General features: G+C 62.8%; 21 protein-coding genes. 5 read left to right on the plus strand and 16 right to left on the minus strand.

Annotation, left to right across the window (positions count from 1 at the left end):
- Window positions 1-38: 38 nt before the first annotated feature.
- Together argF and AC0L3I_RS03845 are read right to left on the minus strand one after the other, a co-directional pair.
- On the minus strand, window positions 39-950 hold the full coding sequence (gene argF / locus AC0L3I_RS03840; protein WP_123146572.1) for an ornithine carbamoyltransferase: 912 nt from the start codon (window positions 948-950) through the stop codon (window positions 39-41).
- A gap of 17 nt (window positions 951-967) precedes the next feature.
- Window positions 968-2,167: an acetylornithine transaminase gene (locus AC0L3I_RS03845; protein WP_473526047.1), complete on the minus strand. Its 1,200-nt coding sequence runs from the start codon at window positions 2,165-2,167 to the stop codon at window positions 968-970.
- A 353-nt stretch (window positions 2,168-2,520) separates the two neighbouring features.
- On the opposite strand from AC0L3I_RS03845, the gene AC0L3I_RS03850 reads away from it, so the two are divergent.
- Complete coding sequence (locus AC0L3I_RS03850) at window positions 2,521-3,039, plus strand: GcrA family cell cycle regulator (RefSeq protein ID WP_095493542.1); 519 nt, start codon at window positions 2,521-2,523, stop codon at window positions 3,037-3,039.
- A 62-nt stretch (window positions 3,040-3,101) separates the two neighbouring features.
- Here AC0L3I_RS03850 and AC0L3I_RS03855 read toward each other — a convergent pair whose 3' ends face one another.
- The 3 genes from AC0L3I_RS03855 to AC0L3I_RS03865 all read right to left on the minus strand — a co-directional run bounded on the left by AC0L3I_RS03855 (window position 3,102) and on the right by AC0L3I_RS03865 (window position 6,397).
- Window positions 3,102-4,109 (minus strand): magnesium and cobalt transport protein CorA, encoded by a 1,008-nt coding sequence (locus AC0L3I_RS03855; protein ID WP_473526048.1) that lies wholly within the window; start codon window positions 4,107-4,109, stop codon window positions 3,102-3,104.
- A gap of 91 nt (window positions 4,110-4,200) precedes the next feature.
- Window positions 4,201-4,926 carry a phosphate signaling complex protein PhoU gene (gene phoU / locus AC0L3I_RS03860; protein ID WP_473483750.1) on the minus strand — a complete coding sequence of 242 codons (726 nt, stop codon included), beginning with the start codon at window positions 4,924-4,926 and terminating at the stop codon, window positions 4,201-4,203.
- 202 nt (window positions 4,927-5,128) lie between these two features.
- A complete protein-coding gene (locus tag AC0L3I_RS03865; RefSeq protein WP_473526049.1) occupies window positions 5,129-6,397 on the minus strand; it encodes a sensor histidine kinase in 1,269 nt (422 codons plus the stop codon).
- Window positions 6,398-6,603: 206 nt separating this feature from the next.
- Here AC0L3I_RS03865 and ppk2 point away from each other — a divergent pair, with 206 nt between their 5' ends.
- Window positions 6,604-7,512 (plus strand): polyphosphate kinase 2, encoded by a 909-nt coding sequence (ppk2, locus tag AC0L3I_RS03870; protein WP_473526050.1) that lies wholly within the window; start codon window positions 6,604-6,606, stop codon window positions 7,510-7,512.
- 70 nt (window positions 7,513-7,582) lie between these two features.
- Here the strand turns inward: ppk2 and AC0L3I_RS03875 are convergent, their stop codons facing one another.
- The 3 genes from AC0L3I_RS03875 to AC0L3I_RS03885 form a co-directional block, all read right to left on the minus strand.
- A complete protein-coding gene (locus AC0L3I_RS03875) occupies window positions 7,583-8,329 on the minus strand; it encodes an enoyl-CoA hydratase-related protein (RefSeq protein ID WP_123146566.1) in 747 nt (248 codons plus the stop codon).
- A 15-nt stretch (window positions 8,330-8,344) separates the two neighbouring features.
- Window positions 8,345-8,983: an acyl-homoserine-lactone synthase gene (locus AC0L3I_RS03880; RefSeq protein ID WP_095493548.1), complete on the minus strand. Its 639-nt coding sequence runs from the start codon at window positions 8,981-8,983 to the stop codon at window positions 8,345-8,347.
- A gap of 97 nt (window positions 8,984-9,080) precedes the next feature.
- Entirely contained in the window at window positions 9,081-9,812 is a 732-nt protein-coding gene (locus AC0L3I_RS03885) for a helix-turn-helix transcriptional regulator (RefSeq protein ID WP_095493549.1), read from the minus strand.
- A 287-nt stretch (window positions 9,813-10,099) separates the two neighbouring features.
- Here AC0L3I_RS03885 and AC0L3I_RS03890 point away from each other — a divergent pair, with 287 nt between their 5' ends.
- Window positions 10,100-10,918: a transporter substrate-binding domain-containing protein gene (locus AC0L3I_RS03890; protein WP_473484515.1), complete on the plus strand. Its 819-nt coding sequence runs from the start codon at window positions 10,100-10,102 to the stop codon at window positions 10,916-10,918.
- 40 nt (window positions 10,919-10,958) lie between these two features.
- Here the strand turns inward: AC0L3I_RS03890 and AC0L3I_RS03895 are convergent, their stop codons facing one another.
- Window positions 10,959-11,369: a tellurite resistance TerB family protein gene (locus AC0L3I_RS03895; protein WP_473526051.1), complete on the minus strand. Its 411-nt coding sequence runs from the start codon at window positions 11,367-11,369 to the stop codon at window positions 10,959-10,961.
- 170 nt (window positions 11,370-11,539) lie between these two features.
- Between AC0L3I_RS03895 and AC0L3I_RS03900 the strand changes: the two genes are divergently transcribed.
- The gene (locus AC0L3I_RS03900; protein ID WP_123147398.1) at window positions 11,540-13,189 is read left to right on the plus strand and encodes a lysine--tRNA ligase; all 1,650 of its coding nucleotides are present in this window, start codon (window positions 11,540-11,542) and stop codon (window positions 13,187-13,189) included.
- Here the strand turns inward: AC0L3I_RS03900 and AC0L3I_RS03905 are convergent.
- From AC0L3I_RS03905 to AC0L3I_RS03935, 7 genes are all read right to left on the minus strand, one after another.
- Window positions 13,152-14,000, minus strand: a complete 849-nt coding sequence (locus AC0L3I_RS03905) for a thermonuclease family protein (RefSeq protein ID WP_473526052.1) — start codon at window positions 13,998-14,000, stop codon at window positions 13,152-13,154. The two genes, AC0L3I_RS03900 and AC0L3I_RS03905, sit on opposite strands and share 38 nt — an antisense overlap.
- Window positions 14,001-14,009: 9 nt before the next feature.
- Window positions 14,010-14,660, minus strand: coding sequence for a S24 family peptidase (locus tag AC0L3I_RS03910; RefSeq protein WP_123146562.1), 651 nt, complete (start codon window positions 14,658-14,660; stop codon window positions 14,010-14,012).
- A gap of 81 nt (window positions 14,661-14,741) precedes the next feature.
- Window positions 14,742-16,961 carry a 3-hydroxyacyl-CoA dehydrogenase NAD-binding domain-containing protein gene (locus tag AC0L3I_RS03915; protein WP_473526053.1) on the minus strand — a complete coding sequence of 740 codons (2,220 nt, stop codon included), beginning with the start codon at window positions 16,959-16,961 and terminating at the stop codon, window positions 14,742-14,744.
- A gap of 14 nt (window positions 16,962-16,975) precedes the next feature.
- A complete protein-coding gene (locus tag AC0L3I_RS03920; protein ID WP_258120557.1) occupies window positions 16,976-18,184 on the minus strand; it encodes an acetyl-CoA C-acetyltransferase in 1,209 nt (402 codons plus the stop codon).
- Between the two features lie 30 nt (window positions 18,185-18,214).
- The gene (locus tag AC0L3I_RS03925) at window positions 18,215-19,384 is read right to left on the minus strand and encodes an acyl-CoA dehydrogenase family protein (RefSeq protein WP_473483763.1); all 1,170 of its coding nucleotides are present in this window, start codon (window positions 19,382-19,384) and stop codon (window positions 18,215-18,217) included.
- A gap of 56 nt (window positions 19,385-19,440) precedes the next feature.
- Window positions 19,441-21,237: an acyl-CoA dehydrogenase gene (locus AC0L3I_RS03930; protein WP_473526054.1), complete on the minus strand. Its 1,797-nt coding sequence runs from the start codon at window positions 21,235-21,237 to the stop codon at window positions 19,441-19,443.
- Between the two features lie 311 nt (window positions 21,238-21,548).
- The gene (locus AC0L3I_RS03935; RefSeq protein WP_095493558.1) at window positions 21,549-22,010 is read right to left on the minus strand and encodes a MerR family transcriptional regulator; all 462 of its coding nucleotides are present in this window, start codon (window positions 22,008-22,010) and stop codon (window positions 21,549-21,551) included.
- Between the two features lie 477 nt (window positions 22,011-22,487).
- Between AC0L3I_RS03935 and AC0L3I_RS03940 the strand changes: the two genes are divergently transcribed.
- On the plus strand, window positions 22,488-26,435 hold the full coding sequence (locus AC0L3I_RS03940; RefSeq protein ID WP_473526055.1) for a peptidoglycan-binding protein: 3,948 nt from the start codon (window positions 22,488-22,490) through the stop codon (window positions 26,433-26,435).
- Window positions 26,436-26,621: the final 186 nt, after the last annotated feature.

The following is a 26,621-nucleotide window of genomic DNA, read 5'->3' on the forward strand; positions in this document are numbered from 1 at the left end:
GATAGGCACCACGCAGTGCCGGATCAAGGTGGCCCGGATCAAGCGCCCAGACACCAGGCCAAAACCGCCTTCTGGGCGTGGAGCCGGTTCTCGGCCTCATCGAACACTACCGAATGCGGCCCGTCGATGACTTCGTCGGTGACCTCCTCGCCGCGATGCGCCGGCAGGCAGTGCATGAACAATGCGTCCGGCTTTGCCTTCGCCATCAGCGCCGCATTGACCTGGTAGGGTGAGAAAACATTGTGTCCGCGAGCACGGTGCTCCTGGCCCATCGACACCCAGCAGTCGGTGACGACGCAGTCGGCCTCGTGGACCGCCTCCTCGGGCGAGCGGGTGAAGTGCAACTTGCCGCCATGCGCCGTCGACCAATCGACATGCTTCTGCGCCGGCTCGCTGCCTTCCGGCACGGCGACGTTGAGGTTGAAGCGGAACCGCGCCGATGCCTCCAGCAGGGAATGCAGCACGTTGTTGCCGTCGCCGGTCCAGGCGATTGTCTTGCCGGCGACCGGACCGCGATGCTCCTCGAAGGTCATGATGTCGGCCATCAGTTGGCAGGGGTGGGTATCGTCGGTCAGCCCGTTGATGACGGGAACGGTGGCGTTCTCGGTCAGCTCCAGTAGCCGGTCATGCGATGTGGTTCGGATCATGATCGCATCGACATAGCGCGACAGCACCTTGGCCGTGTCGGCGATGGTTTCGGAGCGGCCGAGCTGCATCTCGGTGCCGGTCAGCATGATGGTCTCGCCGCCGAGCTGGCGCATGCCGACGTCGAAGGACACGCGCGTGCGCGTCGACGGTTTGTCGAAGATCATCGCCAGCACTTTGCCTTCGAGCGGTTTTGTCCGCTCGCCCGCCTTGAGCCTTGCCTTTCGCACCACGGCATCGTCCAGCATGAAGCGCAGATCGCCCTCGGAAACAGCGGAAAGGTCAGTGAAATGGCGAAGGCTCATTTGGGGTCTTTCGACTGTTACTTCGCGGCAGCCGCGGCGATGGCATCGGCCAGGCCCCGGGCGCCGGCACGGATGCGGTCGAGCGCCTCATGGATCTCGGCGTCGGTGACGGTGAGCGGCGGCAGCAGGCGAAGAACGTTGTCGCCGGCCGGAACCGCAAGCAGATGCTGGTCGCGCAACGCCATGTTCACCTTGGTGTTGGGTGCGGCGCATTTCAGGCCGAGCATCAGGCCGGTGCCCCTGATGTCTTCGATGATGTCAGGAAACTCGTCGGCGACGCCCGCCAGCCCCTGCTTCAGCAGCAACGCCTTGCGCTGGACCTCCTCCAGGAAGCCGTCTTCCAGCACCACGTCGAGCACGGCGTTGCCGACCGCCATCGCCAGCGGATTGCCGCCGAAAGTCGTGCCGTGCACGCCGGCGGTCATGCCGACGGCCGCCTCGTCGGTGGCGAGACAGGCGCCCATCGGGAAGCCGCCGCCGATGCCCTTGGCAACCGCCATGATGTCGGGCGTGACGCCAGCCCATTCATGCGCGAACAGTTTTCCGGTGCGGCCGATGCCGCACTGGACCTCATCGAAGATCAGGAGCAGGCCATGCTGTTCGCAGAGCTGCCTCAGCCGCTTCAGCGACTGCGTCGGCACGGGGCGGATGCCACCCTCGCCCTGCACCGGCTCGATCAGTATCGCGGCGGTCTCTGATGTGATCGCCTTTTCGGCGGCGTCGATGTCGTCGAAGCCGACCTGGTCGAAACCTTCGACCTTGGGTCCGAAGCCTTCCAGGTATTTATACTGGCCGCCGGCGGCGATGGTCGCCAGCGTGCGGCCATGAAAGGCGCCTTCGAAGCTGATAATGCGAAAGCGCTCGGGATGGCCCTTGACGAAGTGATAGCGCCGCGCCGTCTTGATGGCGCATTCCAGCGCCTCGGCGCCGGAATTGGTGAAGAACACCTTGTCGGCGAAGGTGGCGTCGACCAGCCGCTCGCCCAGACGGCTCTGCCCCGGAATCTCGTAGAGGTTGGAGACATGCCAGACCTTGGCCGCCTGCTCGGTGAGTGCCGAGACCAGATGCGGATGGCTATGGCCCAGCGAATTCACGGCGACGCCGCCGCCAAAATCGAGATATCGCTCGCCCTTGTCGGTGACCAGCCAAGTGCCTTCCCCATGGTCGAAGGCCAGGGGTGCGCGGGTAAAGGTCTCGAAAAGCGCCGAACCGCTCATTATATGCGTCTCCGGAACCGGAAAATCAAAAAGCCGCCAAAGCGGCGGCCTTGCGGCTTATCGTGTTTTTCGGCCATGAAGTCAACGAAAAGGTCGCGCAAGGACGCGCGGCAAGCTCTCCAGCGAGACGCCGGCTCATCAGCGACCGGGCAAGTTGGGGAAAACCGAAAAAACTGATTCGTGTTGGCCCTCAGACTCTTGTCACTGAGTCAGCGCATAAGGTAATTGTAGTCGAGAAATAACTAGATTTCGTGCGGCGGACCTAATCACCCGATATATGTGGTGTCTGCCCGGCGGAAGCCGGATCGTGGAAGGATTCCGATCGCCGCACATTTCAGCAGGAGCGCGGTCTCATGAATTGGACTGACGAGCGGGTCGAACTTCTTAGAAAATTGTGGTCGGAGGGACTGAGCGCCAGCCAGATCGCCGCACAGCTCGGGGGCGTCAGCCGCAATGCCGTCATCGGCAAGGTGCATCGGCTGAAACTGTCGGGCCGCGGACGCTCGACCGCCACGCCGGCACGCCAGAAGAAGAGCGTGCAAGGATCGAGCGTCCAGAAATCGGTGTCGCGGGCGGCAAGCACCGCGCGGCATATCACCACGTCGATCGGCGCGACCGCGCTGCAGGCGCAATTCGACACCGTACCGGTGGCGCGTCATTACGTCCGTCCGGTCGAGAACGTCGTCGTGCCGATCTCGCGGCATTTGCAACTCGTCGAGTTGACCGAGCGGACATGCAAATGGCCGAATGGCGATCCGCTTTCGGAAGAGTTCCATTTCTGCGGCAACGACGCGGCCGAAACCGGACCCTATTGCAAGTACCACGCTCGCATTGCGTTTCAGCCCGCTTCGGAGCGGCGGCGCAGTCGCTGAATAGCGAATAGCCTTTGCGAAAGGCGCAAGTCGTTTCTTGCCCTATTCCCTATTCGCTTTCTTCACAGCCAGCCGCTCTTGCGGAAGCGCCAGTAGAGAACCGAGCAGACCAAAATAATCGCTCCCAGAACGACCGGGTAGCCATATTCCATCCTAAGTTCCGGCATGTCGTTGAAGTTCATGCCGTAGATGCCTGCGAGCGCCGTCGGCACCGCCAGGATTGCAGCCCATGAGGCGAGCTTCTTGGTGATCGCCGTTTCCTGGCTCTGGCCAACCAGGAGGCTCGCCTCGAAGGCAAATGCGAGCACCTCCCGCAAGCTGTCGATCTTCTCCTGGACGGTGCGGATGTGGTCGGTGACGTCGCGGAACAGCGGGTGCATGGCCGCATGGATCTGCGGCAGGTCGGCGCTGGTCAGCCGGCGGCAGACTTCCACCAGCGGCAGCGCGGCGTTGCGCAGGCGCAAGAGATCGCGGCGCAGCATGTAGAGCCGCTCTATGTCGGAGCCGGTCATCGGCTTCAGCAGGACCCTGTCCTCGATCACCTCGACCTCGTCCTCGATCTGCTCGAGCACCGGCATGTAGTTGTCGACGATGAAATCGAGAATGGCATAGAGGACGAAATCCTCGCCCTTGGCTAGCGAATGCGGGCAGCTTTCCCAATGCTGGCGAACGGCGGCATAAGAAGTCGACGGACCGTGCCTGACGCTGACGATGTAGCCGGCGCCGACAAACAGATGCGTCTCGCCGAAGGTGACGCGCCTGTCGATCAGTTGAGCCGTGCGGGCAACGATGAACAACGCATCGCCATATTGCTCGATCTTCGGCCGCTGATGCGGATGCTCGGCGTCCTCGATCGCCAGATCGTGCAGGTGGAATTGCGCCTGGACGCGAAGCAACAGGTTGCGGTCCGGCTCGAGCAGGCCGATCCAGACGACATGGCCTGGCTTCTTGGCCCATTCGCCAGCTTCCTCGATCGGAATGTCGGCGACACGCCGGCCGGCGGTATAGACGCTGGAAGCGACGATGGCCGATGTCGGCGGGGCCGGCGTCAGGTTCCGAACGGTTTCCATCGCTACCTCCTGGAGGCATGGCCTCGGGTCAGGATCAGGAACGTTCGGTAAAGCTTAGCCTAAATCAGCAATGGGTTCGAGAGGCAGCCGTTCACTTCGCCGGTAGCGTTACGGGAAGCACAATCTTGTCTGTCTTGTCGCCCTTCGGCCGCTCGGCCGGCATCTGGTCGCCGGTGACGATGTAGTAGATCGTCTCGGCGATATTGGTGGCGTGATCGCCGATCCGCTCGATATTCTTGGCGCAAAACAGCAGGTGCGTGCAAGGCGTGATGTTGCGCGGATCTTCCATCATGTACGTCAGCAACTCGCGAAACAGCGAGGTGTACACGGCGTCGATCTGATCATCGCGATCACGCACCAAGCCGATCTTTTCCACCGAGCGCGACGCGTAGACGTCGAGCACTTCCTTGAGCTGCGTCAACGCCAGGTCGGCCAAGGCCTCAATGCCGCGGAACAGGCTGGTCGGCTGGCGCCCTTCTATGACGGCAACCACGCGCTTGGCGACATTCTTGCCGAGGTCGCCGACCCGTTCGAGGTCCGCCGAGATGCGGATCGCGCCGACGATCTCGCGCAAATCCGTCGCCATCGGCTGGCGCTTGGCGATGATGATGATCGCCTTGTCGTCGATCTCGCGCTGCCCTTCGTCCAGAACGGCATCGTCACGGATGACTTTCTGGGCAAGACCGGGGTCGGCGTTGACCAGGGCCGCGATCGCCTGTTCGACCATGCGTTCGGCATGCCCGCCCATCGCGGCGATGCGCTTCGACAGATATTTCAGCTCCTCGTCATAGGCGCTGACGATGTGCACGGACTGCATAGAGATGCCTTCCCGGGGTCTTCTGGTCCGAGTCGTTTCCTCGAATCCCCGCTGATACGCTAACCGGATGACAGAAAAAAGAAACCGTTAGAGCGACGTGCGTCCACTTGGAGACAGAGTACGCCCTAAGTCCCGTATCCACGCATCCGGCTGTCCTAAAATCTTCCGGTTTTCGGCCGACGCGTTCTTAGGTAGTGAGGCGTCAGTGCGCCGGCAAATGCACCGTGAAAGCTGCGCCCTTGCCGACCTCCGACTTGATTGAGAGCCTGGCGTTGTGGCGCGTCAGGATATGCTTGACGATGGACAGGCCAAGCCCGGTGCCTTTCTGGGTCCGGCTGTTTTCGACATCGACGCGGTAGAAGCGTTCGGTGATGCGCGGGATGTGCTCCTCGGGAATGCCGGGACCGAAGTCCCGGATGGTGACGTCGATGCCCGGTTCGGGACCGTCGTCGCTATGAGAAATCGTCACCACGACACGTCCACCCGACTGTCCGTATTTGCAGGCGTTTTCCAGCAGATTCTCGAAAACCTGGAAAAGTTCATCGCGATCCCCCGGCACATTGAGCGGCCCTTCCGCGAAATCCCGCTCTATGGCAACACCGTTCTGCCTGGCAAGCGGCCCCAGCGAATCGATGACGCTGTCGAGGGTCTGGCGGAGATCGACCTCAGTTCCCGGCTTCAGATAAGGTTTCATTTCCAGTCGCGACAGCGACAGCAGGTCGTCGATCAGGCGCGCCATGCGGCCGGTCTGGTTCTGCATGATCTGCAGGAACTGCTCGCGCGCCGCCGGGTCGTTGCGGGCCGGGCCGCGCAGCGTCTCGATGAAACCGGAGATCGAGGCGAGCGGGGTGCGCAATTCATGGCTGGCATTGGCGATGAAGTCGGCCCGCATCCGGTCGATGCGGCGTGCCTCGCTCTGGTCCTTGAAGACCAGCACATAGAAGTCGGTACCGTGACCGACCGAAGACGCACTCACCCGGTAGGCCCGTTCGACCGGCAGCTTTTCGGTATAGTCAACGACATCCGAAGCGGCGGCGCCCGATAAAATACTGTCCAGCAAGGCCTGCATCTCGGGCGCCCGGAATTTCAGCGACAGCGACATGCCCGGTGCGATGCCACCGAAGGCGGCGAAGGCGGCGGCGTTGGCATGGACGATCGTGGCGGTGCGATCGAAGATGATCAGCGGATCGGCAACGGCGGCCGCCAGATATTCTCCCGACAGCTGTTGTAGCCCGCCCGCCTCGATCGCCGCGGCATCCTCCGCGGGCTGGCGCGCAACGCCGGCCGGCAGCATCGCGGCGGCAAACAGCACGGCACATGCCAGCAGCACCACGTAGCCGGTCATGTCTGCGAAACCATAGACCGTCAGGACCGCGACGATGCCGGCCGCCAGCAGCCAGCGGCTGTTCCACAACCGAGTGGCGACCAGTTGCGCCGTGCTTCGCTGTTCTGTGCCGCCCATGTCAGCCATTCGCGCGCACTCCTCCACCCGGTCCGGCCGGGTGCAAACTTCCCGCTGGACCGGCCTAGAGCGCCGTGCGTCCAATTGGACGCACAGTGGACGCCCTACCACTGTTAATCTGCGGCATCGTTCGTTCCGAAAACGATTCCGATTTTCAGGCCGATGCAGTAAGGCTCCCAATAGCATGAGTCCGGAAACTGGAAAGGTTCGTCTCGATGAAAAACCCCAAGGAAGATGCCGCCGCGCCCGTTCCAGGTCCGCTGAAGATCCGCATCGACGGCAAGGAGCGCGAGTTCGACATCGAGGATCCAAAGCTTCCGGACTGGGTCGAAGACAACAAGCTGAGCGCCGGCGGCTACCCCTACGACAAGAAAATGAAAAGCGACGAGTATGACGAGACGCTCGAGCGGCTGCAGATCGAGCTGGTCAAGGCGCAGGCATGGCTGCAATCGACGGGCAAGCGGGTGATGTCGCTGTTCGAAGGACGCGATGCCGCAGGCAAGGGCGGCACGATCTTCGCGCTGCGCCAGTACATGAACCCCAGGACAGCGCGCAACGTAGCGCTGACCAAGCCTAGCCCAACCGAACTCGGGCAATGGTATTTTCAGCGCTATGTCGCGCACTTCCCGACATCCGGCGAGTTCGTCACCTTCGACCGCTCCTGGTATAATCGCGCCGGCGTCGAGCCGGTCATGAGCTTCTGCACGCCGGAGCAGCACGAGAAATTCCTGGACGAGACGCCGTATTTTGAACGGATGATCTGCAACGAGGGCATCCATTTCTTCAAGTTCTGGCTAAACATCGGTCGGGAAACACAGCTTGAGCGATTTCACGATCGCCGCTGGAGTCCTTTGAAGAGCTGGAAATTCTCGCCGATCGACATTGCCGGCATCACCAAATGGGACGACTACACCAAGGCGCGCGATGTCATGTTCGAACGCACGCACGAGGAATTCGCGCCCTGGATCATCGTGCGTGCCAACGACAAGCGGCGCGCGCGACTTGCCATCATCCGGCGCATCCTGTTGTCGCTTCCCTATGACGGCCGCGATCTCGACGCCATCGGCAAGGAAGACAAGAAGATCATCGGGGAAGGGCCTTCGTTCCTGGGAATACAGGCCTGAAGCAGTGCCGCGCGCCCCAAGGACGCGCGGCACGATTCCAGATGTTCCTGTCATTCTGCCGAATGACTTCTCATGCCGCCAGCCGAGCAATCCGCTGCAGCCGCCGCAGCGTGGTATCGTCCTGCAAAGCCTGCTGAAACAGCGAAATCTCCTGGTCAATGCGATCGCAGAGCGCGCCCGTGTCGCCCTTGAGCAGGTCGCGCGTCTGCAGCAGTGCGGCGACCGGCTTCTTGGCGAGTTGCCTGGCTCTGCCAAGTGCGGCTTCCTCGACATCGCCCACCACGATCTCCGTGACCAGGCCAAGCAACCTGGCGTCCTCGGCACTGAGCGTGTCGCCAAGGCAGAAGAAGCGGAAAGCGCCGGCATAACCGAGTTTCTGCGGCGCCAGGATGCTGGTCGCCGCGTCCGGCACGAGGCCGAAATCGACGAACGGCACCCGGAACGTGCTTTCATCAGATGCGATCACCATGTCGCAATGGAACAGGATGGTGCAGCCGACGCCGACGGCGTCGCCATCGACACAGGCAAGGACCGGTTTCGGGAACGTCGCCAACGTGCGGAACATGTCGGTGACGGCGGCGATCAATCTTTGATGCTTGGTGGCGTCGAGGAATTCGGAAAAATCGCCGCCGAGGCAGAAGCAGCCGGCGAGGCCGCGCAGCACCACGACGCGCACATCATCGTCGATTGCGGCTTCGTGGAAGATCTTGGCCAGGCTTTCATAAGCTCGCCCGTCCAGCACTGGCCGGCCGTCTTCCGACGACACCGTGACAATCAGGGTATGATTCCGAAACTCTGTTTGCGGGTGGATGTTCATGGCTGTCTCCAATTCTCACGAGGCCTGCCTCATTCCGAGCCTGTCGGGATATCCCCTGGCCAGCACCGGCGCGAAATGACTGCGACGAGAACGCACCACCTCAAGCGTATGCTCGTTGAAGGTGAGCAGTGTGGCGACGACCTGCTGGTTGCCATAGGTGCGCTGGTAGCCAAGCGGCTTCGCCAGGAAGTGCAACTGCAGCGCCCGCAGGACCCACATCGGCTCGAACTCGATGATCACCTGGTTGACGTTCCGCTTCAGCCCCCACTCGACGAAGCCGGCAATGAGCTCGGTGCCGACCGTCGAGACGCCGCGCTTGCCGTCACGAAAGCCCGGCGCCACCGCGTAGCGGGTCAATTCCCAGACGTTCGGGCCGGACGGCGGCGTCCCTTCATAGAGGTCCGCCAGCACCTCGGTCAGAAGATGCGCCCGCGTTGTCGGCAACATCCGCTGATAACCGGCGAGTTCGCCATTGCGGACGACGAGCTGATGCACCGCCTCGTCATGGTCGAACTGATCGATCTCAAGGCCATCGGGGCGCTGCAGGTCGGTCCAGCCCATCTCCTCGACGAAAATCTTGTAGCGCAAACGATGAACGGCCTCCCAAAGGTCGGGACGTTCCATAAGTTCCTGTGTGGTAAGGGAAAAAAGCATCTGCCGTCTCCTAGGTTCAATAGGAAGATACGGCCGGGCTGTCCCGAGAAAATTACGCGATCACGTAGGCAAGAATTTCTAGGCCGGCACGGCCGAGCTAGCTAATATAGCCGCGCCTTATCGCTTCCGCGACCGCCTGCACCCGGTTGACGGCACCGAGTTTGCTTTTGGCGTTAAGAAGGTGTTTCTCTGACGTGTGTTCCGAAATGCCGAGAATCTGTGAAATCTCCCATTCGGACTTGCCGACGGCGGCCCATTGCATGCATTCGCGCTCACGCGGCGTCAGTTCGACGTGGTCGATGGTCTGGGCCGCCATCGTGTGGAGTTGCATGGCACGGCCTATCGCATAGGTCGCGGCCAGCGACACCAGTCCGAAATCGGCGCCAGACAATTCGACGGCTTCGCCGCCGAGCGACACCATGACGATCTGGCCATCGAGCGTAACCAGCGGGAAGGCCAAACCGTCGCGCAGCTTGAATTCGCCGGCGTCGCCCATCACTTCGCCGCTGCTCTTGTCGATGCGGATGCTCTGGGACGCCTCCCGCCACTGGAACGGCGCCTGAAGCTGCTTCATGTGGCTGACGACGGGGTCGTGGTCGACATAGTTGCGCGCCACATAGCGCTCGAGCCATTCTCCCGGCCACTCGCAAAGCAGCACATGGTCCTTTTGCTGGCCTCTTGGCGTGCCCGGTTGCGGAACCGTTCCGGCCATCAGCGCCGTCAGGCCGAACTCCGAGGTTATGCCAAGCAGTTTTTCGCAGACCGCGGCCGCCGTGTTGGCGTGCTGCAGCTGATCTATGAATTCCAGTGTACGATCGAAGTGGCCCATCGCAACATCTACCCCATGTTGCCTTCCGCGTTAAGATCAACGGTCCAGTGCTACCTGCACTTTGCCATCGACCCCGGATTACAAACCTGCTCCTCTCTGTTTGCAGCGCCTTGCAGCTACCCTCCAGCCGACGCCACACATGTTTGCAAGCTCGCTCAAGCATAACCCTAAATCGGCGTGATGAAATCAAAAACCGTTGTGCCTGTGTCATTTTCGTACCAAAAGCCACATTGGACAGGACAGGGCGGAGCTCGATCGTGGCAATTCGGTGGATACCCGTCGTCTTGATGCTGGCAATGACGGGGGCACAGTGGCTCACGGCAGCGCGTGCCGCGGAGCCGCAAGTGCCGGTGCTGTGGGATGCAAAGGAGCGGCTGCCGAAGCCTGACCTTTCCGCGCTGCCGCGTCTGAGATTCCTGACCACCACCGATTTCCCGCCGTTCAACTTCCTCGACGGGGCGGGCCGCCTGTCCGGCTTCCACGTCGATCTGGCGCGCGCCATCTGCGCCGAACTCGGCATCGCGGAAAAATGCCAGATCCAGGCACTGCCCTGGGCCGAGCTCGAAGGGGCGCTGCAGAAGGGCGAAGGCGAAGCGATCATTGCCGGCATCGCCGCCACGCCGGAGTCGCGGTCGAAATATGCCTTCTCGCGCTCCTACCTGCAGTTTCCGGCACGCTTCATCATGCCGAAGACAAAGGCGCTCGCGGAACCGATCTTCGACAGGCTGCGCGGCAGGCGCGTCGGCGTGGTGGCCGGCTCCGCGCATGAGCGCATGCTGCGCGATTATTTCAGCACCGTTCAGGTCGTACCCTTCGGCCGGCCGGAAGAACTCTATGATGATCTTAAGGCCGGCAAGGTCGACGCCGCCTTCGGCGACGGCATGCGCTTCGCCTTCTGGCTGGGCGGTTCGGATGCCGCAGCATGCTGCCGCTTCGCCGGCGGCCCCTATCTGGCGCCAGAATATCTGGGCTCGGGAATGGCCATCGCCACCAGGGCCAACGATCCGGCGCTGGCCGCGGCATTCAACTACGCGCTGCAGCAGATCTCAGTGAAGGGCATCTTCGCCGAATTTTATTTGCGCTATTTCCCGGTCAGTTTTTTCTGATCCGGTCCGGTCAGCTTCTTCTGACCCTTCAGGGCCCGGATCAAGTCAGCGTGCGAAGGCGGGCTTTGGCGGCGCGGGCGATGGCTGCGACGGTGAGCGTGTCGAGATCGAGCTGGCGACGGATAAGCTGCAGCACCCTCACCTCCTCCAAGCGCATTTCGAGGTCGACGGCCGCAACCTCGAAGGCTGCGGCATAGGCGGTATCAAGCAGGCGTTCGGGCAGTGCTTCAGCGACGCGCGCCAAAACGCCTTCCAGCCCGTCCTTTTCGTGCAGCATCTTTTGGCAGTCCTGGGCGACGCCGACCAGCCGGTCATTGTCGAAGTCCTCGAACACCGGCCATGAGCGGACGACGTCGCCGATCTGCGCCAGTTCGACATCGGTCATGTCGCGATCGGACGCGGAGGTGATGACCATCAGATAGATCAGGGCTTCATGCGGCGGCAACGACATTTAAAACTCCTCAAACGGGCTCCGAAGTTAGGAACGCGGCACCGACGCTGCAAGGAAAAAGAGCCGCGATCGTTGACGCCTACGGCAGGCACGCCTAGAGACCGGTGGAAAAAATCTCTTCCGGCCCCCTATTTGCGGCGATGCCGGCGAACAATTTGGAAAACAGTGACATGGCGGGATCAAACATCATCGATCTCAATCCCGAGGTGCTTGCGGCAGCGGCTGAAAGCAAGGCGTGGCCGTTCGAGGAAGCCAGGAAGATCGTCGAGCGCTACAAAGACACTGACTTTCCCGAGACCGTCCTGTTTGAGACCGGCTACGGTCCGTCGGGGCTGCCGCACATCGGTACTTTCGGCGAGGTCGCACGCACCTCGATGGTGCGCCACGCCTTCCGCGTCCTTACCCGGGACACGGTCAAGACCAAGATCTTGTGCTTTTCCGACGACATGGACGGTATGCGCAAGATTCCGGACAACGTCCCCGATCGCGCCGCACTCGAGCCGCACCTGCACAAGCCGCTCTCGTCCGTCCCCAATCCTTTCGGCGGCGACTATGCGAGCTTCGCAGACCACAACAACGCAATGCTTTGCCGTTTCCTGGACACGTTCGGCTTCGACTACGAGTTCGCCAGCGCGACGGAATACTACAAGGCTGGCCGTTTCGACGACGTTCTGCTGCGCGCTGCCGAACGCTTCGATAAGATTATGGACGTGATGCTGCCGACGCTCGGAGAGGAGCGTCAGGCGACCTACAGTCCGTTCTTGCCGATTTCCCCCAAAAGTGGCCGCGTGCTTTACGTCCCCATGAAGCATGTCGACGCCAAGGCCGGCACTATCACCTTCGATGATGACGGCACCGAAACCACGCTGCCCATAACCGGCGGCAGGGTGAAGCTGCAGTGGAAGCCGGATTTCGGCATGCGCTGGGCGGCGCTCGGCGTCGACTTCGAAATGTTCGGCAAAGACCACCAGACGAATGCGGTGATCTACGACCGTATCTGCAATATCCTGGGCGGGCGCGCGCCTGAGCATTTCGTCTATGAGCTGTTCCTGGACGAAAACGGCCAGAAGATTTCGAAGTCGAAGGGCAACGGACTGACCATAGACGAGTGGCTGACCTACGCGCCGACCGAAAGCCTCGAGCTCTACATGTACCAGCGGCCGCGGCAGGCCAAGAAGCTCTATTTCGACGTCATTCCGAAGGCGGTGGACGAGTATTACGCCTTTCTGTCCGCCTATCGCCGGCAGGAGTGGAAGGAGCGGCTGGGAAATCCCGTCTGGCACATGCATGACGGTAACCCGCCTGTCGTCGACCTGCCGGTGTCGTTCGCGCTGCTGCTTAATCTGGTCAGTGCCTCGAACGCCCAGAACAAGGACGTGCTGTGGGGGTTCATTTCGCGCCACACATCAGGCGTGACGCCGAAGACCCATCCCGAGCTCGACCGGCTGGCCGAGTATGCGATCCGCTATTTCGACGATTTCGTGAAGCCGGCCAAGGTGTACCGGGCCGCCGACGCGGTCGAGCGCGAGGCGCTGACGAAACTCTCTGACGCGCTCGCCGCTTTGCCGCCAGATGCCGATGGCGAGGTGATCCAGAATGCCGCCCTCAACGTTGCGCGAAAGATCGAACGCTATCAGGACCATTCGAAGCAGAGCCCGGAGGGCGGGCCGGGCGTCTCCGTCGCCTTCTTCCAGATGATCTACCAGGTTTTAATCGGACAGGAGCGCGGCCCGCGCTTCGGTTCCTTCGCCGCCCTTTACGGCATCGCAGAAACCCGCGCGCTCATTCAGAAGGCGCTGGCTGGTCAGCTGGCGGCGTAGCCGTCGTCTCGGTTGGCGGCGTAGTCGTCGCAGACGGATCGAGAATCGGCTGCGTCGGCTGCGTTGCCGCGACAGGGGCTGGTGCTGGAGGCAGGCCAGAGAGACTGGGCGCCGGCCCGAAAATGCCCTTCCTCGCCGTACGCGCCTTCTCGCCGGCCTCGACGTAAGGGCCACCTTTGGCTGCGCGCGCCCAGCCGTTTTCGATCAACCACTGACCGACATCCTGGTTGCCAACGCGGCATTCGGCGGCGATCAGGTCGCGGCCGCCTTCGGGCGGCACCGCGCAAACCACCGCCCGGCCGCGCAGGAAAGCACGGAACGCCGTTCGCGCCCGGCTGCCGCACGTCCAGGACTTGCCGCCGTCGGCGCAAGTCTCGTCCTGCGTGACGATGTCGATACCCGAAACCGCGACCGAGTAGCCCTTGGCCTCGATCACACCGGCGGCAGTTGCAATCGGCTGGAACAGTTTTGTCCCGTTCCAGTCGTCGGGCATTTTCGATTTGGGCGGTCTGGCCAGCGCCAGATCACTCAGCGGCGCGCGCGGCTCGACCCGTTCAAGCTCTTCGGGTTGAAGCTGCGGCGGCGCGACGACCTTGGGATCGATGGCCCTGGAATGCGCCTCTGGCCCCGCCGCCTTGGGTCGCGGAATTGCTGATGTAGCAGGCGCTTGGGATTGCGCCGCGATGCCGGCCTGCGCCCGAGCCGTGGCGCGCCCATTTTCGTCATGCAGCACGGCGCGGCCACCTGCGGCAATCGCAGCCCCCATTGCCAGGATCGTCAACACCGCGGCGACTGCATGAAGCGGGCGCACCGGCGGCCCTTACTGGCTTGCCCAGACAATCCGCGCCACCCATTCGACATCGCGCATGGGGATGTCGCGGTCCGGGTGATCGGGATTGAGCGAGACCAGCATGATCGACTTCGCCGTCTGACGGTCCAGCACCTTGGCCATCACCTCGCCGGCATTGGTCTTGACGACGACCCGGTCGCCCTTGCGGGTGGCAGCGCCCGGCTCGACAATCAGCACGTCGCCGTTGCGGTAGAGCGGCAGCATGGAATCGCCCTGGACCTGCAGCGCATAGGAGGTTCCGGTCGCCTGTGCCGGAAGCTCGATCAGGTCCCAGCCCTGCCCCGCCGGAAAGCCGGCATCATCGAAGAAACCGCCGGCGCCGGCCTGGGCGAAGCCGAGCAGCGGCACCGAAGACCGCCGTGCGGGCAGGGGTCCGGGGCCGGGCTTGCCCCGGCCTTCGACCAGTCCCGTGAATTCGTCGAGCGAGGCGCCCGTCGCCTCAATGATCTTGGCCAGCGATTCGGTCGACGGCCAGCGCGGCCGCCCGTCCGAGGACAGCCGCTTCGACTTGTTGAAGGCTGTCGAATCGAGGCCCGCACGCTTCGCCAGCCCCGAGGCCGAGAGCGAATAGCGCTCGGCGAGAGCATCGATTGCGGCCCATACGCGGTCATGCGAGAGCACTTTTGCTCTCCTTCAGAACAGGAAAAAATACCTTTTCTGTTCTAACCGGTGGCCGCGATCTTGTCCACCAAGAAGGCGGCGTCACGCCGCCTTCTTGGCCTCACTCCTGGCATAGGGATCGAAGCGTTCGTAGAAAGTCTCGCCCTTTTCCGCCATATCGAGCAGGAGCTTCGGCGCCTTGAACTCGGCGCCGTACTTCTTCTGCAGACCCTTGGCGATCTTGACGAATTTCTTTGCGCCGATGCCGTCGATGTAAGACAGCACACCGCCGGTAAAGGGCGCGAAGCCGAAGGCGAGGATCGAGCCGACATCGGCTTCGCGCGGATCGGTGACGATGCCCTCCTCCATCACCCGGGCCGCCTCCAATGCAATGGTGGCCAGGAGCCGCTGCTTCAGTTCCTCATAGTCGACCTTTTCAGGCGCCAACTGCGGATAGAGATCCTTCAGGCCCGGCCACAACTTCTTCTTGGCAGGCTTTTGCGGATAGTCGTAAAAACCCTTGCCGTTCTTGCGGCCAAAGCGGCCATGAGTATCGACCAGCGTGTTGATCAGCGCCATCTGCTTCGGGTCGACCGCGTTTTCGCCGAGATCGCGCATGGTCTGCTTCATGATCTTCTGCGCGAGGTCGATCGCCGTTTCGTCCGTGAGCGCCAAAGGACCGACCGGCATGCCGGCGGCCTTCGCCGCATTCTCGATCATCGGCGCCGGAACGCCCTCGATGAGCATCTTGTAGGCTTCCGACATGTAGCGCAGCACGCAGCGGTTGACGTAGAAGCCGCGCGTGTCGTTGACGACGATCGGCGTCTTCTTGATGGCGCGGACGAAGTCGATCGCTGTGGCCAGCGCCTTGTCGCCCGTCTTCTTGCCCAAAATGATCTCGACCAGCATCATCTTGTCGACCGGCGAGAAGAAATGGATGCCGATGAAATTCTTCGGCCGCGCCGAATTCTTCGCCAGCGACGTGATCGGGATGGTGGACGTATTCGACGCGAAGACCGCCGCCGGCTTCAGCATGGCCTCCGCCTTTTCGGTGGCGTCCTTCTTGACGCCCGAATCCTCGAACACCGCCTCGACCACCAGGTCGCAGCCTGCGAGGTCGGCATAGTCGGCCGTCGGCGTGATAAGCGACAGCAGCCTGTCCTTGTCCTCCGGCTTGGCGCGGCCCTTCCTGACCTGATCCGAGATCAAGCTGTCCGAATGCGCCTTGCCATTGGCGGCAGCTTCCATGTCGCGGTCGAGCAGCACCACCGGAAAGCCGGCCTTGGCCGTAACAAAGGCGATGCCGGCGCCCATGAAACCGGCGCCGAGCACGCCGATCTTCTTGAACTTGGTTTCCGGCACGCCGGCCGGGCGGCGCGCACCCTTGTTCAGTTCCTGCAGCGACACGAACAGCGAGCGGATCATCGCCGCCGCTTCTCTTGTCTGCATGATCTCGGTGAAATAGCGCTGCTCGATGCGCAAAGCGGTGTCGAACGGCACCAGCAGGCCTTCATAGACGCATTTCAGGATGGCGGCGGCAGCAGGATAGTTGCCATAGGTCTCGCGACGCAGGATGGCGATGGCCGGTGGCCACAGATTGGCGCCGGCCACCGAATAGATCGGGCCGCCGGGCAGCTTGAAGCCCTTCTCGTCCCACGGCGCCACTGGCTTCAAGCCATTTTTGATCATGGCCTTGGCGGTTTCGACCAGCTTTTGCGGCTCGGCGATCTCGTGGATCAGGCCCATCGACCTGGCCTTCTGCGGCGACAGCGTCTGGCCGGAGGTCAGCATCTGCAGCGCCTGCTGCTGGTCGGTCAGCCGCGGCACGCGCTGGGTGCCGCCGGCGCCTGGGAAGATGCCGATCTTCACTTCGGGGAGCGCCATCCTGACCTTGTCGGAATCGGCCGCGACACGACCATGGCAAGCAAGCGACAGCTCGAACGCGCCGCCCATGCAGGTGCCGTTGATCGCCGACACCCATGGCTTGCCTGAGGTTTCCAGCTTGCGAAACAGGCCGGTCATATAACCGGCATTGTCGAACAGCGCCTTGGTCGCCTTGTCCAGGTCCTTGGCTTTGTCGGCTGCGAACTTCGACAGCATCTTCTGCAGCATGGTGATGTCTGCACCGCCGGAAAACGTATCCTTACCGGAGGTGATGACCGCGCCTTTGATTGCTGCATCGCTCGCCACCTTGTCGACGATGGAATTCAGCTCCAGCATCGCCTCTTCGGTGAAAACGTTCATCGACCGGTCGGGCATGTCCCAGGTGACCAGCGCGATGCCGTCGGCGTCGATGTCCAGCGTGAAATTGGTATAGCTCATCGGTCTCTCTCCCGTCAGACGCGTTCGATGATCGTTGCGGTGCCCATGCCGGCGCCGATGCAGAGCGTCACCAGCGCGGTATCGAGGTCGCGACGCTCAAGTTCGTCCAGCACCGTTCCGAAGATCATCGCACCTGTGGCGCCGAGCGGATGGCCCATGGCGATGGCACCGCCATTGACGTTGATCCTGTCGTGCGAAATATCGAAAGCCTGCATGTAGCGCAGCACCACCGAGGCGAAAGCCTCGTTGAGCTCGAACAGATCGATGTCCGACAGCTTCATCCTGGCGCGCTTCAGCAGCTTCTCGGTCACGTCTACCGGACCGGTCAGCATCAGCACCGGTTCCGAACCGATATTGGCGAATGCACGGATGCGCGCGCGCGGCTTCAGGCCGATCGTCTTTCCAGCCTTTTTCGAGCCGAGCAGAACGGCCGCCGCGCCGTCGACGATACCGGACGAATTGCCGGCGTGATGGACGTGGTTGACCTCTTCCACCTCGGGATGCTTCTGCACCGCGACGGCATCGAAGCCGCCCATTTCGCCGGGCATGACGAAAGACGGGTTGAGTGCCGCCAGCGACTGCATATCGGTCGCCGGCCGCATGTGCTCATCGTGGTCGAGGATGGTCAGGCCGTTCTGGTCCTTGATCGAGATCACCGATTTCTTGAAGCGGCCCTCGCCCCAGGCTTTGGCAGCACGCTTCTGGCTCTCGACCGCATAGGCGTCGACGTCGTCGCGCGAAAAGCCGTATTTCGTGGCGATCAGGTCAGCCGAGATGCCTTGCGGCACGAACCAGCCCGGCAGGCCAACGGAGGGGTCCATGAACCAGGCGCCACCGGATGCGCCCATGCCGACGCGCGACATCGATTCGACGCCGCCGGCGATGACAATCTCGTCGGCGCCTTGCGCAATTTTGGCTGCGCCGAAATTGATGGCGTCCAGGCCAGAGGCGCAGAAGCGCGAGATCTGCATGCCGGGCGCTTTCGTGTCGTAGCCCGCCTCGAAGGCGGCGGCGCGCGGAATAACAGACCCCGCCTCGCCGACCGGGTCGACGCAACCGAAAATGATGTCGTCGACGGTGCCGGTATCCAGCCCATTGCGGTCGCGGATCGCCTCGAGCACCTTGGCGCCGAGCCGCACCGCCGGCACCTCGTGCAGCGAGCCATCCTTCTTGCCCCTGCCGCGCGGCGTGCGCACGGCATCATAGACATAAGCTTCGGCCATTTTCTTGCTCCTTGGTTTGCTGAAAGTCTCTCAGAGAGAGCGTCCAATCAGCAATTTCATGATCTCGTTGGTGCCGCCGTAGATGCGCTGGACGCGGGCGTCGCGGAACATGCGGGCGATCGGATACTCATTCATGTAGCCATAGCCGCCATGCAATTGAAGGCATTCGTCGACGACTTTTCCCTGCAGGTCGGACAGCCAGTATTTGGCCATCGAGGCCGTCACCGGGTCGAGGCCTCCATCGATATGGCGGGCAACGCAGTCATTGTAGAAGACCCGGCCGATGGTCGCTTCGGTCTTCAGTTCGGCCAGCTTGAACTGGGTATTTTGGAATTCGATAATCGCTTTGCCGAAGGCTTTGCGCTCCTTGACGTAGTCGATGGTCTGCGCCAGCGCCCGCTCGATCATGGCGATGGCGCCGGTGCCGATCTGCAGCCGCTCCTGCGGCAATTGCTGCATCAGCTGGACGAAGCCCTGGCCTTCCTCGTGGCCGAGCAGATTGGAGGTCGGCACGCGCATATCGTTGAAGAACAGTTCCGACGTGTCGTTGGCCTTGAGCCCGATCTTGTCGAGGTTGCGGCCGCGCTCGAACCCTTCCACCTCGTCGGTCTCGATGACGATCAGCGAAGTGCCCTTGGCGCCCTTCTCCGGATCGGTCTTGGTGACGATTATGATGAAGTTGGCGAGCTGGCCGTTGGTGATGAAGGTCTTCGAGCCGTTGACCTTGTATTGGTTGCCATCCTTCTCGGCTCGCGTCTTGACGCCCTGCAGGTCGGAGCCGGCGCCGGGCTCGGTCATGGCGATGGCGCCGATCAACTCGCCGGTCGCCAGTTTCGGCAGCCATTTCTTCTTCTGCTCCTCCGAGCCGTAGTGGAGGATGTAAGGGGCGACGATCGAATTGTGCAAGCCAATGCCGAAACCGTCGACGCCGACATGGCCGATCGCCTCGATGATGGCGCTCTCATGCGCGAATGTCCCGCCCGAACCGCCATATTCCTCCGGCATCGAGGCACAAAGCAGACCGGCCGCACCTGCCTTCAGCCAGCTCTCGCGGTCGACCATCTCGTTCTTCTCGAACTCTTCATAGCGCGGCGCGATCTCTTCCGACATGAAGCGGTGCGCCATGTCGTAGAGCATGCCCACCTCGTCCGCCGCCCAGGCGGGTTTGGGGAGGCCGAGGATTTCGGCGGGGTTGGTCATGCTATTTCTCCCGCGCCAACGCTCCCCTCCCCTCAAGGGGGAGGGGAACGTCGAGCTTAGAACGCTTCCGCCGGCAGCGCCATTAGCGTGTCCGCGCCGCTGGAGATGCGGGCGAGGTGCGCCGACGTTTCCGGCATGATCCGCTCCATGAAGAAGCGCGCCGTCACCAGCTTGCTGTCGTAGAAGGCCGAAGATCCGTTGGCGCCATTCGCCAATTTCGCCCCGGCTGCCTTGGCCATCTGCGCCCACATATAGCCCAGCGCCACCAAGCCGAAGAGATGCATGTAGTCGGTCGAGGCGGCACCGGCGTTGTCGGGCTTGGCCATGCCGTTCTGCATCAGCCACATCGTCGCCGCCTGCAGATCGTTGAGGCCCTTCTTCAGCGCCTTGGTGAAGGGCGCCATCTTCTCATCAGTGCGCTTCTCCTCGCAGAACTCGCCGACCTCCTTGAAGAAGGCCTGCACGGCGCGGCCGCCATTCAAGGCCAGCTTGCGGCCGACGAGGTCGAGCGCCTGGATGCCGTTGGCGCCCTCGTAGATCATGGCGATGCGGGCATCGCGTACGAACTGGCTCATGCCGTGCTCTTCGATATAGCCGTGGCCGCCGAACACTTGCTGCGCCATCACCGCGTGGTCGAAGCCCTTGTCGGTGAGCACGCCCTTGACCACCGGCGTCATCAGGCCGGTGTAGTCGTCGGCGGCCTGGCGGTCCTTGTCGTCACTGGCACGGTGCGCGATGTCCGACTTGATCGCCGTCCACAGCGCCAGCGCGCGGCCGGCCTCGTTGAAGGCCTTCATAGTCATCAGGCTGCGGCGGATGTCGGGATGGACGATGATCGGATCGGCCTTCTTGTCCGGCGCCTTCGGCCCGGACAGCGAGCGGCCCTGCAGGCGATCCTTGGCATAGGACACAGCGTTCTGGTAGGCGACTTCCGACAGAGAAAGCCCTTGCAGGCCGACTCCGAGCCGGGCCTCGTTCATCATCGTGAACATGGCCTTCAGCCCGCCATTGGCGTCGCCGAGCAGCATGCCTTGCGCCTCGTCATAGTTCATGACGCAGGTCGAATTGCCATGGATGCCCATCTTCTCCTCGATCGAGCCGCAGGAGACGGTGTTCTTCTCGCCCGGATTGCCGGACGCATCGAGCTTGAGCTTCGGCACGATGAACAGCGAAATGCCCTTCACGCCTCCCGGTGCGCCCTCGATGCGGGCCAGCACGAGGTGGACGATGTTGTCCGACATGTCGTGCTCGCCGGCCGAGATGAATATCTTCTGGCCTGAAATCCTGTAGGTGCCGTCGCCATTGGGAACCGCCTTGGTGCGCAGCAGGCCGAGATCGGTGCCGCAATGCGGCTCGGTCAGGTTCATGGTGCCGGTCCAGATGCCCTCGACCAGCTTCGGCAGCCATGTCGCCTTCTGCTCGTCGGTGCCATGGGTAATGATCGCCGCGATCGCGCCCTGCGTCAGGCCGGGATACATCATCAGCGACATGTTGGCCGAAATCATATATTCGGAAACAGCGGTATGCACCGCGTAAGGCAGGCCCTGGCCGCCAAATTCGACGGGTGCGGCCAGCCCCATCCAGCCGCCTTCGCGATACTGGTCGAAGGCCTCCTTGAAGCCTTTCGGCGTCGTCACCGAACCGTCGTCATGGCGCACGCAGCCTTGCATATCGCCGACGCGGTTCAGCGGCTGCATGACGTTTTCGGCGAGCTTGGCGCCTTCGGCGAGGATGGCCTCGACCACATCCAGCGTCGCGTCGGAAAATCCGGGAAGATTGGAATAGCGCTGGTAGCCCAGCACCTCGTTCAGCACGAACAGCGTGTCCTGGACCGGCGCCCTGTAGATCGGCATGCGTTTCCTCCACCATGCGGCCTTGGCTCCGAAATCAAGCCCCAAAAAATGAATCAGGGACAGCATGCGGACCAATGTTCAGGTCGGGATAGCAAAAGTTGACGTTTGCGTAAACGTCAACTTTTCGATGTCGCAAATTTTTCCGGGGCCTCACCCGCGAGCGTAGCGGCGCTACACCATTGAAGCCAGTGCGGAACGATTGAAATGTGTATTCATCCCGACGCAGCCGGATGGCAGAAAGAGCCGCGCGGCCAACGCCCCGCGGCTCTCTTTCGTCAGAAGGCCGTTCACCGGAAGCCGGCGAGGCCGAATTATCCGGCGGCGCTGGCCTGCGGCGCCGAACGTTCGATCAACATCTGACGCACCGCCGCCATCGAGTTGCTCAACTCGTTGATGGCATCGTCGATCAGCGCCCGCTGCTTCTGCAGACGGGCAAGCTGCTTCTCCGACTTGTCGAGCGCCAGTCGCAACTGCTTGGTGTTGGAGCCAGTCGGGTCATACAGATCCATCATCTGCTTGACGTCGCGCAGCGAGAATCCGACCTTGCGGCCGAGCAGGATCAGCTTCAGCCGAGCCTTGTCGCGTCGCGTGTAGAGACGGGTCGAGCCGTCGCGCTGCGGAGTGAGAAGACCCTTGTCCTCGTAGAAACGCAGCGTGCGCAGCGTTACTCCGTATTTCTTGGCCATCTCGCCGATGCGGACAAGATCCTCGCCGGCTTTGTCAGACATGTCATTGGTATTGGCCGCGGCTTCGCCGGGCGAAACAAGTTTCATGGTCACTGGCTTTCCCCATCTGGTGGCGCCGCGGTCCCGGACCTTGCGTCGCCTGAGCGGAAGCGGGGGCGTGCTTCCACTCGTGGTTTCAACAAACAAATCGCAAACGGCACAGTCTGTGCACCTTTACGTTTACGTCAATTCTATACCGATAGCCGCCTCACGAAGCAAGGGCGTTGTGGGGGAGGAACTTTTTGCCGCATCCGCCAGCGCATGGCCCGGCGGCGCTTAGGCAGCCCGCCAACAACGTTGCAACTTCTTAAGCTTGGTTAACGCGTTGTTTACCACGTTGGGCGAAATGTGCGCATGTCGGTTACCCGTGTTTATCCTGTAGCGAATTTTTCACGGTTTTTCGGAGCGTGGGTGAAACCCGGGAAGCTCGTCTTCCACCGCAGCAAGCCGCGCGGCCGCCTTCGTTTCCGGCAGGACTTTGGGAAACTGGTCATAAGCCAGCAGTAATTCTGAACGGGCGCATCGATGAACAGCAAGCGGTCCTATCTCGATACACTCAACGTCGGCAGGCAGCGCAGGCCGCACACCACGCTTGAACAGCTCAACCGTTCCCTGGAAACGCTGGAGCAGCGGCTGGAGCGGACGCGCGAGGACCTGAGCGAGCGTCCCGATTCGCGCCGGCCGAGCGCGGAGCCGCGCTATGCCAGCGCCCGGCCCTATGAGGATCCGCGCCCGGCGCAGCCGCCGAAAAGCCCGGAGCCGGCTGCCTTTGACCAGACTTACCAGGCGATCGCCCGCGATATCGACCGTGTGCGCGGCCAAGAAGACGGCGTCGCCGTGGTCGGCAAGATCGCCGGCGAATTGCGCGGCCTGCGCGAGGAACTGCGCCACCAGATGACCGCCGGCCTGCAGCGCGAATTCGAAGCGCTGCGCAAGGACATCGAGCGGGCTTTCCAGGCAAGCGCCGAGCCGGGTGGTCAATCGGGAGGCGGCAAAGGCAGCGCCGAACGCGGCGTCGAGTTTGAGCGGCTTTCCGGCGCCATCCAGACTCTGGCCGAAAGGAGCGACGACAGAAGCGTCAACATGCTCCGGCTCGAACTGGAGCAGGTCAAGGCCGCGCTCGACACGCTGGCGCGCGAGGAGAGCGTGCAGGCGGTTGGCCGCCGCTGGGACGATTTCGACCGCCGCTGGACCGCGTTCGAGGATCGTGTCGATGCCGATCACCGCAAGCGGTCGGACGCACCCGGTCTTTCGATTCTGACCGACCGGCTCGAGCAGATCAGCAACGCCGTCAACAATTTGCCGGAGTCGCTGTCGCTGCGGTCGATCGAAGAGAAGGTCCGCACGCTTGCCAGCGCCGTCGATCATTTCGCCAGGCAGCAGGACAATCGCGGCAGCAGCACATTCGGTATGATCGACGAGCGGCTGGACGAGATTTCCCGCGCTATCGTCGCATCCACCGTCGCCGCGCAGGCCAATTCATTCGACCCCGAACCCTTCGAACGCATCGAGAAGCGGATCGCCTCGCTTGCCCAGCAGATCGAGGAAGTCACGCAAGTTCACCCCAGCGGCGAGGTCATCGACCGCCTCAACATGCTGTCCAGCCGGGTCGACGATCTTGCCGGCCGGGCCAATTTGCCGGAGCAGGCGATGGAGCGTCTCGACAAGCAGATCGCGCTCATTGCCGACAAGATCGACAGGGCGCCTGCAATGCCGGATGCCGACTATATCTTCCAGGGGCTGGAGCAACGTTTCGACGTGCTGTCCGGCATGATGGAGCGCCGCCAAGGCGACGCGATCGAACAAGGCAACTTGCTGTTTCGTGATCTCGAGCGCCGGCTGGACGAAGTCGTCGACAGGCTAGACCAGCGCATGCCGCAGATCGACGGCGCCGGCATCATGGATGCCATCGACGCCCGCTTCAGCGCGCTGGCCCAGCGCATGGAAACGCGCGTTCCCGATTCCGCAAGCGAAGCGGCGATCCGTGGCCTGGAAGGCCGCCTCGAAGATATTTCAAGCCGGCTGGATTCATCGGCGGCACAAGTCGCCGGCATCGACCCGGCCCTGATCCGCAGCCTGGAGACGCAAGTCGCGGCTCTGTCGGCGCATCTTTCGAAGCCCGGCACGCCATTGCCGGAATTCGAGGACATCAGCCCTCGTCTCGACGAAATCGAGAAGTCGCTGGCTGGCACCCGCGATTCCATCCTCAGCGCTGCGCGCGAGGCAGCCGAGAGCGCCGTCCGCTCACTGGCCGACTCAAGTGCCAACACGGCGGCCGTTTCTGGCCTCGCCCAGGATCTGAAGACGCTCGAATCACTGACGCGCCGTTCCGACGAGCGCAATTCGAGGACCTTCGAGGCCATCCACGACACCCTGCTCAAGATCGTCGACCGGCTGGGCTCACTGGAAACCGGCGAGCCGACCGACGCGGTGAGCGAACTTCTGAATACGCAATCGGCCGAGCCGGACAGCTGGCGCGGCGCGCGATCGTCAAAGATGGCCGTACGTGACGCGCCGTCCATGGACATCGACCAGCCATTGCCGCTGACGGGTGACATGGCCGACCTCGACAGCCATGCCACGGCCATCATGCGCAATGAACCAGGTTCGCGTAGCGAACCGGGCACGCGTACGCCGGCCGAAGCCGCTGCGGCCGCGGCCATGGCGGCGCTTGGTTCGGATACTGTGACGGAGAAAAGTGAGCAGCCCGGCGGCCGGAAGTCGATGCTCGGCGGACTGGCGCGCGTCTTCAAGGGTAAGAAGGAGGCAGACGTTCCACCGCTTGCCGGCTCGGCGCCTGATGTCGAGATACCGAGCGTCGATCTCGACGAGCCGCTGGATCCGAAGGTTGCCAACCGGCCGCTGGAGCCCGGCTCCGGCCCACCCGACCTCAACGCCATCATGAAACGCGTGCGCGACGAACGCGGACCGCCGGTCAGGCCCGGCAGTGCCGATGCATCGAAAGCCGACTTCATCGCCGCAGCCAGACGCGCGGCGCAAGCGGCGGCCGCCGAGGCCGACGCTCTCAAGCGGCAATCGAAGATGAGCGGCCCGGTGAAGGCGCTCAGGATCGGCGACCTGCTCAAGGCGCGGCGCAAGCCGATCCTGATGGCGGCCGCCGCAGTCATGCTGGCGCTCGCCGGCCTGCAACTGGGCGCGGCCTTTTTCTCCGACCCCGTCGAAATGGCGAGCAACGATGCGGCGCCGATCGCGGCCGCGCAGCCAGCGAAAACCGCGTCGGCCGGTACCGCCAGCGAGCCGAAGACGGACGCGCAAACTGCAGCGCAGGACAGCGCGCCGGCCCGCGTCGTCCGGCAGGCAGAGCCGTCCGAATCGGTAACCGAAGACGACATGCCGGCGCAGACCGCCCTCGCCGCGCCGTCGGACGCCGAAACGCCGATGGAAATCGGACCCGAGGCCGAACCTGTTCCTGCGCCCATCACTCCAACGGCGTCGCCCGATCAGGCGGCGGCGAACGTGACAGCCTCGGCACATGCGGGCCCGACGGCTGCGGACACCGAGCCAATGGCCACAGCGCCGGCCGCCACGCCCGCGACCCCGGACATGACCGGCACGGTCACGCCCGCGGATGCTTCGACGACGGCGGCCGCTGCCAAGATCGACATCCCAGCCGATGCCGGCCCGGCTGCCTTGCGTGACGCAGCGGCCGGCGGCGACGCCAAGGCGTTGTTCGAGATCGGCTCGCGTTACGCCGAATCGCGCGGCGTCAAGCAAGACATGGCAGCGGCCGCCAAATGGTATGAAAAGGCCGCCGAGCTCGGCTTCGCGCCGGCGGAATACCGCATCGGCAACTTCTATGAGAAGGGCACCGGCGTCGCGCGCGACGTCAAGAAGGCGAAGACGTGGTACCAGCTCGCCGCGGAGCAAGGCAACGCCAGCGCCATGCACAATCTCGCCGTGCTCTTTGCCATGGCTGCGGACGGCGTGACCGACAATGAATCGGCCGCGCACTGGTTCCAGGCGGCCGCCGATCTCGGTGTCAAGGACAGCCAATTCAATCTCGGCATCCTGGCGGCGAAGGGCGTCGGCATGAAGCAGAATCTCGAAGATTCCTACAAATGGTTCGCGCTCGTTGCCAAGACCGGCGACAAGGATGCGGCGGCAAAGCGCGACGAGATCGCCAGGGCGCTCAAGCCCGAGCAGCTCGAACGCGCCCGTACCGCCGCCGAACTGTGGAAGGCGAAGCCGCTCGATCCTGCGGCCAATTCGGCCGACATTCCCGAATCGTGGCAGGACGGCACGCCGCAGACAACCGCCAGCGTCGACATGAAGAAGGTCGTTCAGAACATCCAGCGCATTCTCAACAAGAACGGCTATGAGGCCGGCAATGCCGACGGCGTGATGGGCCAGAAAACCGAGGATGCCATCATGGCTTTCCAGACCGACAACGACTTGAAGCCGACGGGCGCGGTCGACGAAAAACTGGTCAAGGCGCTGCTTGCGCGCAAATAACGTCAGATGCGTCGTTTCCGCGACGCCTTTGCCACACATTTGCCTGTTAACTGATTGAGTTGTTTTTTGTTTCGGCGGCGTGGCGAGGTTTGACTTCGCCGCCCGGCCGGCGCAAGAACGAGATAGGCTTTTAGGCGCGAAATGCCCGCAACGGTTGCATTCGTCGAGAGGCAAACTGATCGAGAC

The organism is Mesorhizobium sp. WSM4840 (genome assembly GCF_055811755.1).